General features: G+C 65.3%; 16 protein-coding genes. 11 read left to right on the forward strand and 5 right to left on the reverse strand.

The genetic code is table 11. The annotated features are described in order from the left end of the window. Positions 1-217: 217 nt before the first annotated feature. Positions 218-1,912 carry a DUF222 domain-containing protein gene (locus RhoFasB10_RS15505; protein ID WP_167677141.1) on the reverse strand — a complete coding sequence of 565 codons (1,695 nt, stop codon included), beginning with the start codon at positions 1,910-1,912 and terminating at the stop codon, positions 218-220. A gap of 118 nt (positions 1,913-2,030) precedes the next feature. Here RhoFasB10_RS15505 and RhoFasB10_RS15510 point away from each other — a divergent pair, with 118 nt between their 5' ends. Further along, positions 2,031-2,168, forward strand: coding sequence for a hypothetical protein (locus tag RhoFasB10_RS15510; RefSeq protein WP_157105356.1), 138 nt, complete (start codon positions 2,031-2,033; stop codon positions 2,166-2,168). Positions 2,169-2,273: 105 nt separating this feature from the next. Here the strand turns inward: RhoFasB10_RS15510 and RhoFasB10_RS15515 are convergent, their stop codons facing one another. Then, a complete protein-coding gene (locus tag RhoFasB10_RS15515) occupies positions 2,274-2,669 on the reverse strand; it encodes a universal stress protein (RefSeq protein ID WP_068427528.1) in 396 nt (131 codons plus the stop codon). Beyond that, a complete protein-coding gene (locus tag RhoFasB10_RS15520; RefSeq protein WP_174551435.1) occupies positions 2,666-3,661 on the reverse strand; it encodes a 2-hydroxyacid dehydrogenase in 996 nt (331 codons plus the stop codon). The genes RhoFasB10_RS15515 and RhoFasB10_RS15520 overlap by 4 nt, the downstream gene beginning before the upstream one ends. A 331-nt stretch (positions 3,662-3,992) precedes the next feature. Between RhoFasB10_RS15520 and RhoFasB10_RS15525 the strand changes: the two genes are divergently transcribed. The 6 genes from RhoFasB10_RS15525 to RhoFasB10_RS15550 are packed head-to-tail and all read left to right on the forward strand — an operon-like array spanning position 3,993 to position 10,224. Beyond that, positions 3,993-5,573, forward strand: coding sequence for an ABC transporter substrate-binding protein (locus RhoFasB10_RS15525; RefSeq protein ID WP_167677143.1), 1,581 nt, complete (start codon positions 3,993-3,995; stop codon positions 5,571-5,573). Between the two features lie 8 nt (positions 5,574-5,581). Continuing rightward, positions 5,582-6,511 carry an ABC transporter permease gene (locus RhoFasB10_RS15530; protein ID WP_167677145.1) on the forward strand — a complete coding sequence of 310 codons (930 nt, stop codon included), beginning with the start codon at positions 5,582-5,584 and terminating at the stop codon, positions 6,509-6,511. A gap of 9 nt (positions 6,512-6,520) precedes the next feature. Further along, positions 6,521-7,504, forward strand: a complete 984-nt coding sequence (locus RhoFasB10_RS15535; protein WP_167677147.1) for an ABC transporter permease — start codon at positions 6,521-6,523, stop codon at positions 7,502-7,504. Beyond that, a complete protein-coding gene (locus tag RhoFasB10_RS15540) occupies positions 7,501-8,511 on the forward strand; it encodes an ABC transporter ATP-binding protein (RefSeq protein WP_114332675.1) in 1,011 nt (336 codons plus the stop codon). Before RhoFasB10_RS15535 ends, RhoFasB10_RS15540 begins: the two co-directional genes overlap by 4 nt. After that, entirely contained in the window at positions 8,504-9,496 is a 993-nt protein-coding gene (locus RhoFasB10_RS15545; RefSeq protein ID WP_114332676.1) for an oligopeptide/dipeptide ABC transporter ATP-binding protein, read from the forward strand. Before RhoFasB10_RS15540 ends, RhoFasB10_RS15545 begins: the two co-directional genes overlap by 8 nt. Positions 9,497-9,504: 8 nt before the next feature. After that, a complete protein-coding gene (locus RhoFasB10_RS15550) occupies positions 9,505-10,224 on the forward strand; it encodes a sulfite exporter TauE/SafE family protein (RefSeq protein WP_206030986.1) in 720 nt (239 codons plus the stop codon). Positions 10,225-10,289: 65 nt separating this feature from the next. Here the strand turns inward: RhoFasB10_RS15550 and RhoFasB10_RS15555 are convergent, their stop codons facing one another. Next, positions 10,290-11,669 carry an FGGY family carbohydrate kinase gene (locus RhoFasB10_RS15555; protein ID WP_167677151.1) on the reverse strand — a complete coding sequence of 460 codons (1,380 nt, stop codon included), beginning with the start codon at positions 11,667-11,669 and terminating at the stop codon, positions 10,290-10,292. Positions 11,670-11,758: 89 nt separating this feature from the next. Between RhoFasB10_RS15555 and RhoFasB10_RS15560 the strand changes: the two genes are divergently transcribed. The 3 genes from RhoFasB10_RS15560 (at position 11,759) to RhoFasB10_RS15570 (ending at position 14,620) form a co-directional block, all read left to right on the forward strand. Next, positions 11,759-12,412 (forward strand): TetR/AcrR family transcriptional regulator, encoded by a 654-nt coding sequence (locus tag RhoFasB10_RS15560; RefSeq protein ID WP_167677153.1) that lies wholly within the window; start codon positions 11,759-11,761, stop codon positions 12,410-12,412. A gap of 202 nt (positions 12,413-12,614) precedes the next feature. Next, entirely contained in the window at positions 12,615-13,772 is a 1,158-nt protein-coding gene (locus RhoFasB10_RS15565; RefSeq protein ID WP_068427511.1) for an acyl-CoA dehydrogenase, read from the forward strand. Between the two features lie 2 nt (positions 13,773-13,774). Next, the gene (locus RhoFasB10_RS15570; RefSeq protein ID WP_346764408.1) at positions 13,775-14,620 is read left to right on the forward strand and encodes a 3-hydroxybutyryl-CoA dehydrogenase; all 846 of its coding nucleotides are present in this window, start codon (positions 13,775-13,777) and stop codon (positions 14,618-14,620) included. A gap of 74 nt (positions 14,621-14,694) precedes the next feature. On the opposite strand, the gene hppD is transcribed toward RhoFasB10_RS15570, so the two are convergent. Continuing rightward, positions 14,695-15,891: a 4-hydroxyphenylpyruvate dioxygenase gene (gene hppD, locus RhoFasB10_RS15575; protein WP_167677157.1), complete on the reverse strand. Its 1,197-nt coding sequence runs from the start codon at positions 15,889-15,891 to the stop codon at positions 14,695-14,697. A gap of 109 nt (positions 15,892-16,000) precedes the next feature. Here hppD and RhoFasB10_RS15580 point away from each other — a divergent pair, with 109 nt between their 5' ends. Continuing rightward, positions 16,001-16,519, forward strand: a complete 519-nt coding sequence (locus tag RhoFasB10_RS15580) for an Lrp/AsnC ligand binding domain-containing protein (protein WP_167677159.1) — start codon at positions 16,001-16,003, stop codon at positions 16,517-16,519. Positions 16,520-16,544: the final 25 nt, after the last annotated feature.

Here is a 16,544-nt window from a genome sequence, read left to right on the forward strand (position 1 = left end):
GGGTGGGCTGGGGTGGGACTGACTCGGGCCCGGCTGGCGGGTGGGACTGACACTGGCCCGGCTGGCGGGTTGGACGGGCACGGCTGGCGGGTTGGACTGGCTCGGGCTGACTCGGGCCCGGCTGGCGGTATCTGCGTTCAGGCATGACTGTGAGCGGTGCAGATTTCGCTCTGCACCGCTCGTGGAATCGTTTCGCGCAGGACAACGCGCGCCGAAGCTACGGCTCCGGATCCTCCGGCTCGGAGTACAGATACTCCTGCGGATGGTGGTAGTGATTCACCATGCCGCGGCGATCCGGGTCGACGGATTCGGGTGGGTGCCACTGAGTTCGGCCCGGCCGGGGATGATTGGGGCCTGTCGTCGTCGTGGCCCAATCGTTCGGACCGTCGCCGACGAGCGGATGGTGCAGGTCGCAACCGAAGGTGAGGGAGTCGATGTCGGTCTCGCCTCCGGTGGCCCACTCGTTCAGGTGGTGTACTTGGCACCAGGTCGCAGGACGGGTGCACATCGGGAACGTGCATCCCCGGTCTCGAGCCATCAGAACGATCCGCTGGTCCGCCGACGCGAGGCGCTTCGAACGGCCGAGGTAGAGGGCCTGTCCGTCGTCGTCGAAAATCGCCAGGTAGTGGTGGGCGTGCGACGCCATCCGTATCGCATCGCGGACGGTCACCAGCGAACCGGTGCCCGTGACAGCATGCCCCGACGCGGTTTCCAGGTCCTTCGCCGTCATCGTGATCACTGCCGTCACCGGGAGGCCTCGGTGCTGGCCCAGATTCCCCGACGCCAGCATCTGACGCAGTACCGCCTTCATCGCATCGTGGTTTCGCTGGCCCTGGTTGCGCATATCCCGTCCGGCTCGGCGCTTCTCGTCCTCGGAGTTCACCGAGTCGCGGGTAGAGGCAGAGTGATCCGCGGAACCGGAGTCGCTACTGGGGCTGTCGGAGTCCGGGGAACCGGACTCACCACCGGGGCTGTCGGAGTCCGCGGAACCGGAGTCGCAACCAGGGCTAGCGGAGTCTTTGGGGCCGGACTCGCCACCGGGGCTGTCGGAGTCCTCATCACGGTCGAACAACGTCGGTTCGTCGTTCGACGTGTCGCTCGGGTCGTCCTCTGCGACTGGCTTCGGCTCGTCCGGGTTGCAGTTCCCCGCCTTCGCGTACTTGGCCAGGATCGGTTCGAGGTATGCACGGAACTCTGCGTCGATGACGAAGCTACCCTTGCTGAGTCCGTCCTTGCCTTGCCGCCCGAGCCGGAAGAAGCACTTCGCTATCGAATCCTTCTCGTCTTTCAGCGATCCGTCCGGATCCAGAAGCGCGTGCAGCCGGGCTGCGGCCACTCGAAGTTGTTCGGGCGTAACCTGTTTCGCCAGATCGGACAACAGGATCTCGGACTGAACCTTCGAATCGTGATCCACTGATCCCGGCAGATCTTTGAAGAACTCGTCGATGACGGTGACGTGGGCAGCGTCGATGTGCCCGTCGCGGTGAGCCTCGGCAGTCGTCGGGTACTGCGGCTCCAGCTTCTCTCCCGTCAGCGCACGACCGTCGGCGATCTTGGCCGCGATCTTGATGCGCTTGCCTGCGACACTCGGGTCGACGAGCAGCAAACTCGCCAACCGCGACGCATTCGTCCTGTCCGGAAGCACTGCCAGACCGTCGTTCTCGATCAGTTCGGTCAGCCAGGTGTGCGAGGTGCCGTACATCGCCCGAGAGAGCTTCTCCATCCGCACCAGAAGGGCACGGCGGTCGGCGTCGTCGAGCATGCTCGTATCCACATCGGCGACCGAATCCCACGCACTTTCCATGGATTCCACAGCAGCCAGGAGGGAGGCGTCGGAAATCGGCAGCACTGCCCGCGCGCTTGCAACCCCCACGTCGTCGGCAAGGCCGGCAACACTCTCCCCCGAAAGCATGAACCCACTCTAGCCCAACTTTCGCACTTTGTCGAACAAATATTCGAAGACCGGCTCAGTTGAGGCCCGCTAACGAAATGGGTCTACAGGACGACATAGAGTTGACACCCGGGGCGACATGACCTCGCTACGGGGAGTTGCGGCACCACGACAGCACTACGAAAGGAACACCCCTCACATGCTCGGCATCCTGTTCTCCCTCATCAACGACGCCATCGCCATCTTCACCAACGGCTCGAACCTCGGCTGGTGGTGACGTCCGTCCGCTGAGACGCACCGAGCCCCCGACCTCGTATCGAGGCGGGGGCTCAGTCGTGGATGGACCCGAGACCTGGTCAGTCCGAGCAGAATGCGTCTCCTGTCAGCGCGGCAACCCCACCGGCGGCTTGACGGCCGTCACCGGACATTGCGCTTCGAGGATGACACGCTGAGAGATGCTGCCCATCAACAACTTTCCGACGGGTGAGCGACGACGGATCCCGATGACGAGAAGTTGCGTCCCTTCGACGTACGACAGGTCGATCAGGTTGTCTGCGTGCGATCGTCCCGGCTCGTTGTCGTGGATCTTCACCGCGACGCCCAGCCCGCCCGCTTCGTCGCGAGCGGATTCGACGGCGGCACCGAACGCGGCGTCGGCAGCGCTGTCCTCCTCGGCCACGATGACCAGATCTGTTCCACGCTGCACCGCCTCGGCGAACGCGAACGGTAACGCGCCCTTGCCTTCTGCTGTCGGCGAATAGCCGACGACGACGGTCATCGCGTCACCGGCGTCGTCAGCGTGCCGTCGGCCAGGAACTGATCGAGATTCTGCAATGTCAACGCCTCCATGGCGGCTCGGGTTTCCACTGTTCCGCTACCGACGTGCGGCAGCAGTACGACGTTGTCCAACGTCAGCAAGGCCTCAGGGACAGCGGGCTCGTTCGCGAACACGTCCAGCCCCGCCCCCGCGAGTCGGCCGTCGGTGAGACGTTCGACAAGAGCGTCCTCGTCGACGACGCTTCCCCGCGCGATGTTGATCAGGTAACCCTGCGGACCCAGGGCATCGAGGACGTCGGCGTCGACGAGATGCCGCGTTCCCTTTCCGCCCGACGCTGCGACGATCAGAACGTCGACAGCGCCCGCGAGAGCTGCCGGCGTCGAGAAGTACGTGTGCGGCGAACCGTCGACCTCGTTCCGGTTGTGATAGCTGATGGCACAACGGAAACCGACGAGGCGATCTGCGATGGCAGTACCGATCCGGCCGAGTCCGATGATGCCCACTCTCTTACCGGTGACCTGACGCGTCAGAGGTGTGTTGCCGTCGGAGATCCAGCGGCCTGCGCGGACGTAGCGGTCGGAGAACGACACCTGCCGCAATGCGTCGATCACCAACCCGACGGCGAGATCTGCGACGCAATCGTTCAGCACGTCGGGAGTGTTGCTGACGCCGATGCCGCGCTGCGCGGCTGCGTCGACGTCGGTGGTGTCGTACCCGACGCCGAAGTGCACGATCGCGCCGAGGTTGGGCAGATGCGACATCAACTCCGCGTCGACGCCCGTGCGCCCCGAAGTGACCGCCGCAGTGATCGACTCACCGTGCTGAGAGAAGAAAGCCGCACGCTCGGAAGGCTCGGGCAGCACGAGGGCGTCGTAGTCACCGGTAAGTGTGTCCATGAGTGACGGCTTCAGAGGCCCGACTCGGAGCACCCTCCCGCTGCTGCGCGAATCACTCTGCACAACAGCGTCTTTCGCCTTCTCGACTGTCGTCATTCGAAACTCCTCGCCGGGCCGGGGACGTGCGCGTTTTCTGGTACGTTATGTCGCCCGTCGGATACCTGTCCAACACGTAAATAACATGGATTGATACTCAAACGGCATGATAGAGCCTGGGCCGCAAGCATGGGTGACCTAACCACACCTCGTTCTACCAGGTCAGATGCCCTGCGCTGTGAGCTGGGCGGCTTACGCAGCACCGATGTGACCCACGAAACTCCCTGCATACGGCGCCAGCGCCGGTTGACGGCTCTACACCCCCCTCATAACGTGTGGCTACCGTCACACGCGGCGACAGCCCGTCACATTCTCCCCTTTGGAGGCCCCCATGAGCCCTGCACTCGAAGTGCAGCAGGGACGGACCACGCGCACCGCGATCACCATCGCTGGCGCACTTACGTTTTCGATGATCGCCACCGGATGCACGGTCGCGAACTCCGGCGCCGGCACGGCCGCGAGCGCGGATACTTTACGGATCGTCCTGCAGGAAGAACCTCCGACGCTGGAAGCCTGCGACGTGTCCATGACCTCCATCGGGGTGGTCACTCGGTCCAACATCACCGAACCCTTGATGGAGCGGAACCCGAGCGAAGGCACACTCGAACCGAAGCTCGCCGACTCCTGGACCCAGGTCTCGGACCGCGAGTGGACGTTCGCGCTGCACCCCGGAGTGACGTTCAGCGACGGTAGCCCGCTCGAGGCGGAGGACGCGGCACACTCGATCGAGAGAGCCGTCAACTCGGACCTCGGATGCAACGTCGAAGGCTACGTCTTCGGCGACGCCGACCTCGACGTCCGCATCGTCGATCCGCTGACGATCAGCGTCGCCGCGCCTGCTGCCGACCCCATTCTCCCGCTCAAACTGTCGTTCATCGAGATGGTGCCGCGGACGTACAGCATGACCGAACGCGTCCGCGAGCCCATCGGTACGGGCCCGTACGCCATCGACAACTGGGAGTACGGACAGCGCCTGTCGCTGGTCCGCAACGAGACGTACTGGGGCGACAAGCCGGACTACGCTCGCGCTACCTACCAGTGGCGTAGCGAGGGCAGCGTCCGCGCCTCGATGGTCTCCAACGGCGAGGCCGAGATCGCGACGTCACTCGGACCGGAGGACGGCGCAGGCGACCTCGGAGTCTCGTACCCCAACAACGAGACGACGGCTGTTCGCATCCAGCTCGAAGAGCCCCCTCTCGACGACATGCGCGTGCGTCAGGCGATCAATTACGCGGTCAACCGCGACGGCATCGTCGACGCGTTGTTCCAGGGCCTCGGAAAGCCTGCAGCGCAACTCATCTCGGACGGCGTCATCGGATACAACGACGAGTTGACCCCGTGGCCGTACGACCCCGAAAAGGCACAGCAACTCATCGACGAAGCCCGCGCCGACGGCGTTCCCGTCGACGCCCCCATCCGGCTGATCGGACGGACCGGGCAGTTCCCCAAGGTCAACGAGACACTCGAAGTCGTCCAGCATGCACTGTCGAAGATCGGCATGAACGTCTCCATCGAGATGACGGACTCCGCCGGCACCGCCGAGTACCAGGAACGTCCGTTCCCGAACGTCGGGCCGTATCTACTCGTCATCCAACACGGCAATCAGGCAGGCGACGCGGCGTTCACCGCCGATCAGTACCTGAAGAGCGACGGCTTCCAGAGTGCGGGTGGCACAGCAGAATTCGACGAGCGCGTCGACGAGGCCGCGGCCCTCACCGGGGATGCGCGTCAGGAAGCGTACGAACAGCTCTTCGCCGACGAGCCCGCGGACATCATGCAGATGGCGTTCATCGCCCACATGGAAGGTGTTCTCGCCAAGGCGGACTCGGTCGACTACACACCCAACTCCGCAACCGTCGACGAGATGCATCTCGCAGCGATGACGCACGTCGACTCCACCGAAACGGACTGAGGCCGAACATGTTCAGATTCCTCCGTCGCCGGATCTACACCAGCCTCGTGCCGCTGATCGTCGTGCTGTTGGGCGTGTTCCTACTGGCGCGACTCACCGGTGACCCGACGAGCCTCTACCTTCCCGAATCCGCGACTCAGGCTCAGCGCGAGGCGTTCCGTGCGTCGAACGGGCTCGATCAGCCTCTGCTGACGCAACTCTGGGACTACCTCCAGGGCGTCGTGCATCTCGATTTCGGCGACTCCCTGCGCACCGGTGAGGCCGCGTCGACGATGGCGTTGCGCGCATTCCCCGCGACGCTGCAGCTCGCGTTCATGACGATGTTTCTCGCCGTTCTCGGCGCGATCGTCATCGGATGCTGGGCCGCCTACCGCCCCAACTCGCTCGCCGACCGCATCTCGAGCCTGCTGTCCATGACCGCGGCCAGCATCCCGGACTTCTGGTTCGCGATCATGGGTGTGTGGCTGTTCGCCGTCACGTTCGGGGTGCTGCCGACGTCGGGCACCGGCGCGGGAATGCTGTCCTGGATCCTCCCGATCGCCACGCTGCTGATCCGTCCGCTCGGCGTCCTCACCCAGGTCGTCCGCGGAGCGATGGTCGCGGCGTTGTCCGCGCCCTACGTTCGACTCGCGAGAAGCAAAGGCGCAAGCGATGTTCGCGTCGTCACGCACCACGCACTGCGCAACGCCGCAGCCCCGGCACTGACCGTCGCGGGCGACCTGATGGTCGGTCTCGTCAACGGAGCCGTCGTCGTCGAAGCGATCTTCGGGTGGCCCGGCATCGGCAAGCTCATGATCGACGCGATCCTGCAGCGCGACTTCGCGGTTCTCCAAGCGGCCGTTCTGCTGACGGCCGTCAGCATCTTCCTTCTCAACATCGTCATCGACGCCTGCTACGCACTGCTCGACGCCCGTGTTCGCGACAAGGCGAAGGTCTAGGAGGCCACCATGTCACTCGCTTTCGACGCACCGAAAACGTCGGAGCCCGAGGAGGTTCCGGCCGGAAAGCCTGCTTCCCGTACGAGCTCCGCTCCGCTGTGGCGGCTGCTGCTGCGTGACCGAGTCGCCACCGTCGCCGCCGGGATTCTCGTCCTGGTGTTCCTCACGGCGATCTTCGGGCCGATGCTCGTCGGCGACGCAGCCACCGACCAGGATCTGAGTCGGTCGAACCTCCCGCCGTTCACCCTCGATACCGGGTGGATGAACGTCCTCGGGACCGATCCCCTCGGACGCAGCATGCTCGCACGATTGATCGTCGCGTGCCAGACCACGCTGTCGGTGGCGATCCCCGCAGTCATCCTGTCGGCGATCGTAGGCTCGATCATCGGAATGTGGGCCGGCTATCACCGGGGATGGCGCGAGACCACGGCGATGCGCGTGGCCGACGTCATCATGAGCTTCCCGTCGTTGCTCATGGCCGTCGTCGTGTTGTACGTTTTCTCGCCCAGCGCAGCGAACATCGTTCTGATCCTTGCGATCACGCGTATTCCGATCTACCTCCGCACCGCGCGTGCGGAGTCCGCGGAACTGCAGAGTCGGCTGTTCGTCGACGCCGCCCGCACGTTCGGCGCGTCGAGCGGCGCGGTGATCCGACGTCACGTCGCGCCCATCCTGCTCCCCACGTTGCTGACCGTCGCCACGCTGGATTTCTGCTTCGTCATGCTGGCCGAATCGTCGCTCAGCTTCCTGGGCATCGGTATTCAGCCGCCCGACGTCAGTTGGGGTCTCATGGTCGCGCAGGGCCGCACCTACCTGCAGACCGCATGGTGGCTGTCGTTCTTCCCCGGCCTCGCCATCGTCATCACCACCGTGTCGGCCACCGTGCTCGCCGCCTGGGCACGCATCGCGACCGACCCGGCGCAGCGGTGGCGCCTGACCGTCCCCCGTTCCGCCAAGTCCCGCCTCGTTCCCGTCCGAAAGGTCGTCTCATGAGTGCACCTGCCGTCGTCCGCCCCGACACCGACCGTGTCGCCATGGACGTCCGCGATCTGACGGTCGACCTACGCACGCCGTCGGGCGTGATCCGAGCCGTCGATCACGTCACGTTCAGCGCGCGGCGCGGCGAAACCCTGGCTCTCCTCGGCGAGTCCGGCTGCGGTAAGTCCATGACCGCGCAAGCCGTCGTCGGACTGCTCGAACCGATCGCCGACATCACCGACGGTTCCGTCGAGCTCGGGGACGTCGATCTGGTGACCGCCAAGACCAAGGTTCGACGCCACATCGCGGCCACCGAATTGGCGATCGTCTTCCAGGACGCGCTGACGGCACTGAACCCCGTGTACACCGTCGGCACCCAGTTGGCCGAGCCATTCCGGATTCACCGCGGTATGTCGGCGAAAGCTGCACGCGAGGAGGCCATTTCGCTGATGCGACGCGTCGGCATCCCGCAGCCGGAGTCCCGCGCCGATTCGTATCCTCACCAGTTCTCCGGAGGTATGCGTCAGCGCTTGCTCATCGCGATGGCCGTCGCGCTCAGCCCGTCGGTGCTGCTCGCCGACGAACCGACCACCGCGCTCGACGTGACCGTGCAGGCTCAGATCATGACGCTGCTGCGCGAACTGCGCACCGAACACGACATGGCGGTCATCCTCATCACGCACGACCTCGCGCTCGTCGCGGAGGAGGCCGACCGCGTCGCGATCATGTATGCCGGCAACGTCGTCGAAACCGGGCTCGTGTCGGAGGTTTTCGCGAACCCACGCCATCCGTACACCAAGGGTCTGCTCGACTCGGTACCCGTGCACGCGGCGCGCGGTGAGGATCTGAAATCCATCGGCGGCACTCCGCCCGATCTGCATTCCATCCCCGACGGGTGTGTCTACCAAGCCAGATGTCCTCTCGCACGGGACATCTGTCGCGCGCAGCGACCCACGCTGGAAGCCGTCGGCGACGGTCGTTTCTCTGCCTGCCACTTCTCGAACGAGGTGTCCCATGTCTGATCAGTTGTTGACGGTCCGCGGATTGAACAAGACCTTCAAGGTGGGCGGCGGCAACCTCCGCGCACTCGATTCGATCGACCTCGACCTGCGCCGCGGTGAAACACTCGGCCTCGTCGGCGAATCCGGTTGTGGTAAATCCACTCTCGCACGAACGCTGATGATGCTGGAACGCCCGGATGGCGGAACGGTGAACTTCGACGGCGTCGACCCGTTCGGTCTGCGCGGCAAGGAACTGCTGGGCTTTCGCCGACGCGTACAGATGGTGTTCCAGGACCCGTACGGGTCACTGAACGCCCGCATGAACGCAGCCGACATCATCAGTGAACCGTGGCGAACACACAAGGGGCTGTACAAGACTCGCCGCGACCGCTCCGCTCGGGTGCGCGAACTTCTGCACCTCGTGGGGCTTCGCCCCAGCGACGAGCACCGATTCCCGCAGGAGTTCTCCGGCGGCCAGCGTCAGCGTCTCGGAATCGCGCGTGCGTTGGCATTGAACCCCGACGTGATCATCTGCGACGAGCCGGTGTCCGCGTTGGATCTCTCCGTGCAGGCGCAGGTTCTCAATCTGCTGAACGACCTGCAGAAGCAGCTCGGGATCTCGTACGTGTTCATCTCGCACGACCTGTCCGTGGTGCGCCACGTCGCCGATCGTGTGGCCGTCATGTACCTCGGTCGGATCGTCGAGTCCGGGGCGACCGAGGCCGTCTTCGACCGCCCGAGCCACCCCTACTCGGCAGCGTTGATGTCGGCAGCACCGAAGCTCGACGCGGAGGCGCGCGGCGAGCGCATCCTGTTGAAGGGCGAGGTGCCGTCGCCGCTGAACCCGCCGTCGGGCTGCCGTTTTCGAACGCGCTGCTGGAAGGCGACCGACAAGTGCAGCTCGGATGCGCCGCCGGTTGCGTTGGACCGCAACGAATCCGACCACATGGCCGAATGCCACTACCCGCTCGTCGACGACGACCTCGGCCTCGTGGCCGCCGGGTGATAGGGGGTCTGACCACGGTCGGGTTCGCAGTCGTCGCCGCCTCGATCTTCTTCGCATCGGCGATGCAGGCATCGATCGGTTTCGGGATGGGCATGTTGGCGGCACCGATCGTCGCGATCGTCGACCCGGGTCTGGTGCCCGGCACGCTCATCATGTTGGCGATCGTCGTCAGCACGATGGTGCTCATTCGCGACGGGACGGCTCTCGATCTGTCCGGAGCGAGCTGGGCGCTCGCAGGTCGGGTGCCGGGCACCATCGCCGGCGCTCTGCTCCTGGTCGCCCTGCCCGAGCGCGGACTGGCCTTGATGCTCGCGTTCGTCGTTCTGCTCGGTATCGGGTTGACGTCGCTGGGATGGATTCCGTTGCCGCGCAGACGAAATCTCGTGGTCGCAGGCGCGGCATCCGGACTTCTCGCGACGGCGACGTCGATCGGCGGCCCACCGATGGCGCTGGTGTGGCAGCGGAACACCGGAGCAAAGTTGCGCTCGACGATGAGCGCCTTCTTTCTCGTCGGCTCGGTCCTGTCGCTGGTCGCGCTCGCCGTCGCCGGTGCGGTCACGCTGCACACCGCGTGGTTGTTCCTGCTGCTGACGCCGGCGGCGATTCTCGGCTACGTGTTGTCGCGCTTCGTGAATCGCGTCATGGACCGCCGCCGGTTGAGGCTGACGGCCATCGCGGTCTCGACCGTCGGTGCCGTCGTTCTGATCGGCCAGCAGCTCCTCTCGTGAGTGCGAATGTACAGCGCCTTCGGGTCGCTCCGCAGGCTACGCTCCTGCCGGCTGTGCATTCGCGCTCACGGGCGGGAGGCGGCCTCGGCGTATCGCTCCCGAATCGTAGGCGTCGGATCCGCCTCGTACGTCCGAGCGCGCGCCGACGCCCACTGCGGTGGTTCCGCGGTGCCGGCGAGTGTCCAGGCCGCCTGCCGTGCAGCACCGTCGGCGACGTATTCGCCCGGCTCCGGCACGACGACGGGTACACCGAAGATCGCAGGCGCCAGCTCACGAACTGCCGCGGACTTCGCGCCGCCGCCGATGAGCAGCACCCGTCGCGTCTCGATCCCGGCCGCGCGTAGCGCGTCGATACCGTCGGCCAGCCCGCACAGCAGCCCTTCGACCGCGGCACGCGCCAGATGCCCCGGCGTCGAATTGTTCAGCCGCAGAACGTGAATCGAACCGGACGCATCCGGCCGGTTCGGCGTCCGCTCCCCTTCGAAGTACGGCACCAGCACCAGGCCCTCGCTCGCGGTGGACAATGCCAGCGAAGACAACTCATCGTGATCGACGCCGAGAAGCGACGCCGTCGCGTCGAGCACCCGGGCGGCGTTGAGCGTGCAGACCAGCGGCAGCTGCCTGCCGGTGGCGTCGGCGAATCCGGCGATGATGCCCGACGGGTCGGCCGCTCCGACGTCTGTGACCGCGGAGACGACGCCCGACGTACCGATCGATACGACGACGTCACCGACACCTGCGGCGAGTCCGAGTGCGGCAGCGGCATTGTCGCCGGTGCCGGGTCCGATGATCGCGCCGCTCGCCGTCTCGCCGATGCGTTCCGACGGTCCCGCGACCCGCGGCAACCGCGGCTTACGGCCTCGCATACCGAGTTCCAGCATGTCTTCGCGGTACGTGTTCGTGGCCGCGGAGAAGTAACCCGTGCCGCTGGCGTCACCGCGATCGGTGGCCAGGGTATCGAGGCTGCCGGCGCCACCGAGGTGCCAGCTCAACCAGTCGTGCGGAAGGCACACGGCCGCAGTACGATCCGCGTTCGTCGGCTCGTTGTCCGCGAGCCACCGCAGCTTGCTGACGGTGATCGACGCGAGCGGGACGACGCCGACGGCGTCGGCCCACTGTTGCGCACCCACCTCGTCGACGAGGTCACGCGCCGAAGCCGCCGACCTGATGTCGTTCCACAGCAACGCCGGCCGCACGACATCGCCCCCGTTGTCGAGACAGACCATTCCGTGCTGCTGCGCGCCGACGGCCACCGCGTCGACGTCGTCGAGACCGCCCGCGTCGGCGACTGCGGTGTCGAGCGCGTCCTTCCAGGCCGCCGGGTCGATTTCGGTGCCGTCGGGATGCCTGGCCCGCCCGCTGCGCACCAGCTCTCCCGAATCGGCATCGCGGACAAACACTTTGCACGATTGGGTGGACGAATCGATACCTGCGACGAGAGCCAAGATCTTCTTTCCTTCCCACGTGGCACTGCTTACCGGTGACCCTACCGCCAGTAGCAGGGCGCCGAGGGATTCCGCTACGTTCGTCAGCTATGCGTGACACCGAGGATTCCGACGCCTTTCGCCTTGCCGTGGCGAAAGCTGCCCTCGACCTGTTTTCCGCCAACGGGTACGACGCGACGTCGGTCGACGACATCGCCGAGGCCGCCGGCATTTCGCGTCGCACGTTCTTTCGGCAGTTCCGTGGCAAGGACGACGTCATCTTCGCCGATCACGAAATTCTGCTGACCCAGGCCGCGGAGTTCCTCGACCGTGACCACGACGATCCCTGGGTCGCGGTCTGCGACGCCGCCCAGCTCGTGTTCGATCGGTTCTCCGGGTGGAAGGAGTACGCGACACTCCGCTACCAGGTGGTGCACGTCAATCCGGCACTGCGTGACAGGGAGATCGTGACGGTATTCCGCTACGAGCGCCTCTTCGTCGACTATCTGCGTCGGGCCGTCCCCGACCACTCGCACCTCGAGACGATCCAGTTCTGTGCGTCGGTCACCGCTACCCACAACTTCGTGTTGCGACGCATGATCCGCGACGGCGTCGCGACCGCGCCTGCGGATCTGCAGGCCGCGCTGTCCAAGGTCAGGGCGAGCTTTCAGCCGTCGTCGGACGAGGTCGTCGTCGCCGTGTTCCCGCGCGGGGCGTCGCGAGATGCCGTCGTAGACGCGATTTCGGAGCAGCTGGGGCGCTGACCGGGCGTTTCGCCCGCATTCCGACCGCATCGATGGCGCTCTCGAGCCGTCTATCGACTGCCGCGGCCCATCGATGCGGATTCGCACGCGACCACCTGGCACCGAGTGCCAACCGGCCCTTGATTCGCGACGCCGACCGCCGTACTCTGGAACCATCCGTGGCACTCAGTGCCGACGATCGATACCAAGGAGACAGCCGCTCATGGCCGGAAACCCGGACTTCGATCTCTTCAAGCTTCCCGAGGAGCACGACGAGTTGCGCGCAGCCATTCGTGCGCTCGCCGAGAAGGAGATCGCGCCGTACGCGAAGGACGTCGACGAGAACTCGCGCTTCCCCGAAGAGGCGCTGACTGCTCTCAACAACTCGGGCTTCAACGCCATTCACGTCCCCGAGGAGTACGACGGCCAGGGTGCAGATTCCGTCGCGACGTGCATCGTCATCGAAGAGGTCGCACGCGTCTGCGGATCGTCGTCGTTGATCCCGGCCGTCAACAAGCTCGGCACGATGGGCCTCATCCTCAACGGCTCCGACGAGCTGAAGAAGCAGGTCCTTCCATCGCTCGCCGGTGGTGCGATGGCGTCGTACGCACTGTCCGAGCGTGAGGCCGGTTCCGACGCTGCGAGCATGCGTACCCGCGCCGCGGCCGACGGTGACGACTGGGTCCTCAACGGCTCGAAGTGTTGGATCACCAACGGCGGCAAGTCCGATTGGTACACGGTCATGGCCGTCACCGATCCCGACAAGGGCGCCAACGGCATCTCCTCGTTCGTGGTGCACAAGGACGACGAAGGATTCGTCGTCGGCCCCAAGGAGAAGAAGCTCGGCATCAAGGGCTCGCCGACGGCCGAACTCTACTTCGAGAACTGCAAGATCCCCGGCGATCGCATCATCGGCGAACCCGGCACCGGCTTCAAGACGGCACTGCAGACGCTCGACCACACGCGTCCCACCATCGGCGCTCAGGCCGTCGGCCTCGCGCAGGGTGCACTCGACGCCGCGATCGAATACACGAAGGACCGCAAGCAGTTCGGGCAGTCCATCAGCAACTTCCAGGCGGTGCAGTTCATGCTCGCCGACATGGCAATGAAGGTGGAAGCCGCACGCCTCATGGTCTACACCTCCGCTGCGCGCGCCGAGCGCGGTGAGAAGAACCTCGGTTTCATCTCCGCCGCATCGAAGTGCTTCGCATCCGACGTCGCCATGGAGGTCACCACCGACGCCGTCCAGCTGTTCGGTGGTGCCGGCTACACGACCGACTTCCCGGTCGAGCGCATGATGCGCGACGCCAAGATCACGCAGATCTACGAGGGCACCAACCAGATTCAGCGTGTCGTCATGTCGCGGGCGCTGCTGAAATGAGCATCGAACTCGTAGGTGTCATCGGCGGTGGCACGATGGGCGCAGGTATCGCCGAGGTCGCAGCCCGCTCGGGATCCTCGGTCATCGTGCTCGAGACCACCCAGGAAGCAGCCGACGCGGCCGAGACTCGGCTCGACAAGTCGTTCGCGCGCGCCGTCAAGTCCGGTCGTATCGAGGCCGACGCTGCCGAGAAAGCCCGTGCGGCAATCACTCTCACGCTCGATATCGACGATTTCGCGGACCGCGATCTCGTCGTCGAGGCCGCACCCGAGATCGAATCGCTCAAGCTGGAGCTGTTCGGCAAGCTCGACGCGATCGTGAAGCCGGAAGGCATTCTGGCGACCAACACGTCGTCGATCCCGGTCATCAAGATGGCGAACGCGACGAAGCGGCCCGGCAAGGTCGTCGGTGTCCACTTCTTCAACCCGGTGCCGGTGCTGCCGCTCGTGGAGATCGTCGTCAGCCTCGTCACCGAGGAAGACACCGTTGCTGCGGTCACCGACTACGCAGCGAACACGTTGGGCAAGAAGACCATTCGCTCCGGTGATCGCGCGGGCTTCATCGTCAACGCCCTCCTCATCCCCTACATGGTGTCGGCGATTCGCATGCTCGAGTCCGGCTTCGCGAGCGCCGAGGACATCGACGACGGCATGGTCAACGGTTGCGCGCACCCGATGGGTCCGTTGCGTCTGACCGACACCGTCGGACTGGATGTCACCTTGGCCGTCGCCGAGTCCCTGTACGCCGAATTCCGTGAGCCGCACTACGCGCCGCCGCCTCTGCTGCAGCGCATGGTCGACGCCGGACAGCTCGGCCGCAAGACGGGCAAGGGTTTCTACACCTACTGAGTGCGGCTGCGCCACCCGTGCGCGGAAAGTTGGTCCATAGGCCGACTATCCGCGCACGGGCGCCGAAGGCGCACTCAGAAATTCCCCCGCGCCGCCTGTTCGCGCTCGATCGCCTCGAACAGCGCCTTGAAATTCCCGATGCCGAAGCCGAGCGAGCCGTGGCGTTCGATCAGCTCGAAGAACACCGTCGGCCTGTCGACGAGCGGCTTGGTGAAGATCTGCAGCAGATAGCCGTCCTCGTCACGGTCTACGAGGATGCCGCGCTGCTGGAGCTCCTCCACCGGCACACGGACGTCGCCGATGCGCGCACGCAACTCCGGATCCTGGTAGTAGGACTCCGGTGTCGCGAGGAACTCGATGCCCTCCTCGACCAGCACGTCCACGGATCGCAGAATGTCCTGCGTCGCAAGGGCGATGTGCTGCACACCCGGTCCGCGATAGAAGTCCAGATACTCGTCGATCTGCGAACGCTTCTTCCCGACGGCCGGCTCGTTGAGCGGGAACTTCACTCGATGGTCTCCGCTGGCCACTACCTTGCTCATCAACGCCGAGTAGTCGGTGGCGATGTCCTCGCCGACGAACTCGGCCATGTCGGTGAACCCCATGACGCGGTGGTAGAAGTCGACCCATCGATTCATGCTGCCGAGTTCGACGTTGCCGACGACATGGTCGAGTGCTTGGAATACTGTGCGGACGTGTCGATGTCCCGCCGAAGCACGCGCCGTGTACCCCGGTAGGTAAGGGCCCGAGTACCGCGACCGGTCGACGAGGGTGTGCCGCGTGTCCCCGTACGTCCCGATCGATGCGAGCCGTACGACCCCGTGCTCGTCGGAGACGTCGTACGGCTCGACGAGCACGGTCGCGCCCTGCCGTCGCGCATGCTCGATGCACTTGTCGACGTCGGGTACCGCCAACGCCACGTCGACGATGCCGTCACCGTGTCGCCGATGGTGCTCGACGAGTTCGCTCGACGGGTCGACTGCGCCCTCGATCACGAATCGCACTGCGCCACTGGTCAGAACGTAACTGTGCCGATCACGGTGTCCGGTTGTCGGCCCCGAATAGGCCACCAGTTCCATGCCGAATGCGGATCGGAAGAAGTGCGCTGTCTGCGTCGCGTTCCCGACGACCCATACCAGCGCGTCCCATCCGTTCACCGGAAACGGATCGGCGGAGGCGTCGTACTCCACCAGTCCGACGAGTTGGCGCAGCGCACGGGCGTCGAGGGAAGCGAGTCGTTCGTCGTCGGTGAGTAGCTGATCGATGCTCATGCTGCTACCACAGAGGATCGCGACCAGGTAGTCAATCGGACGAGCAACAGCTAGGCCGATTGCCGAATCCTGCACACGACCACGCACTCTTTCTCTACACTTTGCTCACATGGAGCTGGATGCGCTGGACTTCGCGGTGCTCGAGGCCGTTCACGAACGTCCGAGGGCCGGAGTGCTCGAACTGTCTCGGAGCTTGAAGATCGCACGCGCCACTGTGCAGGCACGGATGAAGAAGCTCGAAGACTGCGGCGTCGTCGCCGGCTACGAACCTCGACTCGACGTCGAAGCGGCAGGTTTCGGGGTCCAGGCGTTCGTCACCCTGGAGATCGCGCAGGGCGCACTGGACAGCGTGACCGACGAACTGTCCTCCATCCCAGGCGTTCTCGAAGCGTTCGCGACGACGGGAGCCGGGGATGTGCTGTGCCGGATCGCGGCCGCGTCGCACATGGGCTTGCAGCAGGTACTACTGGAACTCAATCGTTCCGGCGTCGTCGTGCGATCGACGAGCGTGGTGGTTCTGTCGGTTCTGATTCCCTACCGCTCGATGCCGCTGCTGCGGACTCTCGATACCGGCAAGGGGGCGAAGTCGCCCGCGTACCGCGGTGCGCACCCACCCGTACGTGGTTAGTTGGCCCAGAGTCCGACCATCCACG

It is taken from the genome of Rhodococcus sp. B10 (assembly GCF_011770055.1).
GTDB lineage: Bacteria > Actinomycetota > Actinomycetes > Mycobacteriales > Mycobacteriaceae > Rhodococcoides > Rhodococcoides kyotonensis_B.

Coding starts and splice junctions, on each gene's coding strand:
- RhoFasB10_RS15505 (WP_167677141.1), bottom strand. CDS start 1,912: ATGCTTTCGGGGGAGAGTGTTGCCGGCCTTGCCGACGACGTGGGGGTT.
- RhoFasB10_RS15510 (WP_157105356.1), top strand. CDS start 2,031: ATGACCTCGCTACGGGGAGTTGCGGCACCACGACAGCACTACGAAAGG.
- RhoFasB10_RS15515 (WP_068427528.1), bottom strand. CDS start 2,669: ATGACCGTCGTCGTCGGCTATTCGCCGACAGCAGAAGGCAAGGGCGCG.
- RhoFasB10_RS15520 (WP_174551435.1), bottom strand. CDS start 3,661: ATGACGACAGTCGAGAAGGCGAAAGACGCTGTTGTGCAGAGTGATTCG.
- RhoFasB10_RS15525 (WP_167677143.1), top strand. CDS start 3,993: ATGAGCCCTGCACTCGAAGTGCAGCAGGGACGGACCACGCGCACCGCG.
- RhoFasB10_RS15530 (WP_167677145.1), top strand. CDS start 5,582: ATGTTCAGATTCCTCCGTCGCCGGATCTACACCAGCCTCGTGCCGCTG.
- RhoFasB10_RS15535 (WP_167677147.1), top strand. CDS start 6,521: ATGTCACTCGCTTTCGACGCACCGAAAACGTCGGAGCCCGAGGAGGTT.
- RhoFasB10_RS15540 (WP_114332675.1), top strand. CDS start 7,501: ATGAGTGCACCTGCCGTCGTCCGCCCCGACACCGACCGTGTCGCCATG.
- RhoFasB10_RS15545 (WP_114332676.1), top strand. CDS start 8,504: ATGTCTGATCAGTTGTTGACGGTCCGCGGATTGAACAAGACCTTCAAG.
- RhoFasB10_RS15560 (WP_167677153.1), top strand. CDS start 11,759: ATGCGTGACACCGAGGATTCCGACGCCTTTCGCCTTGCCGTGGCGAAA.
- RhoFasB10_RS15565 (WP_068427511.1), top strand. CDS start 12,615: ATGGCCGGAAACCCGGACTTCGATCTCTTCAAGCTTCCCGAGGAGCAC.
- hppD (WP_167677157.1), bottom strand. CDS start 15,891: ATGAGCATCGATCAGCTACTCACCGACGACGAACGACTCGCTTCCCTC.
- RhoFasB10_RS15580 (WP_167677159.1), top strand. CDS start 16,001: ATGGAGCTGGATGCGCTGGACTTCGCGGTGCTCGAGGCCGTTCACGAA.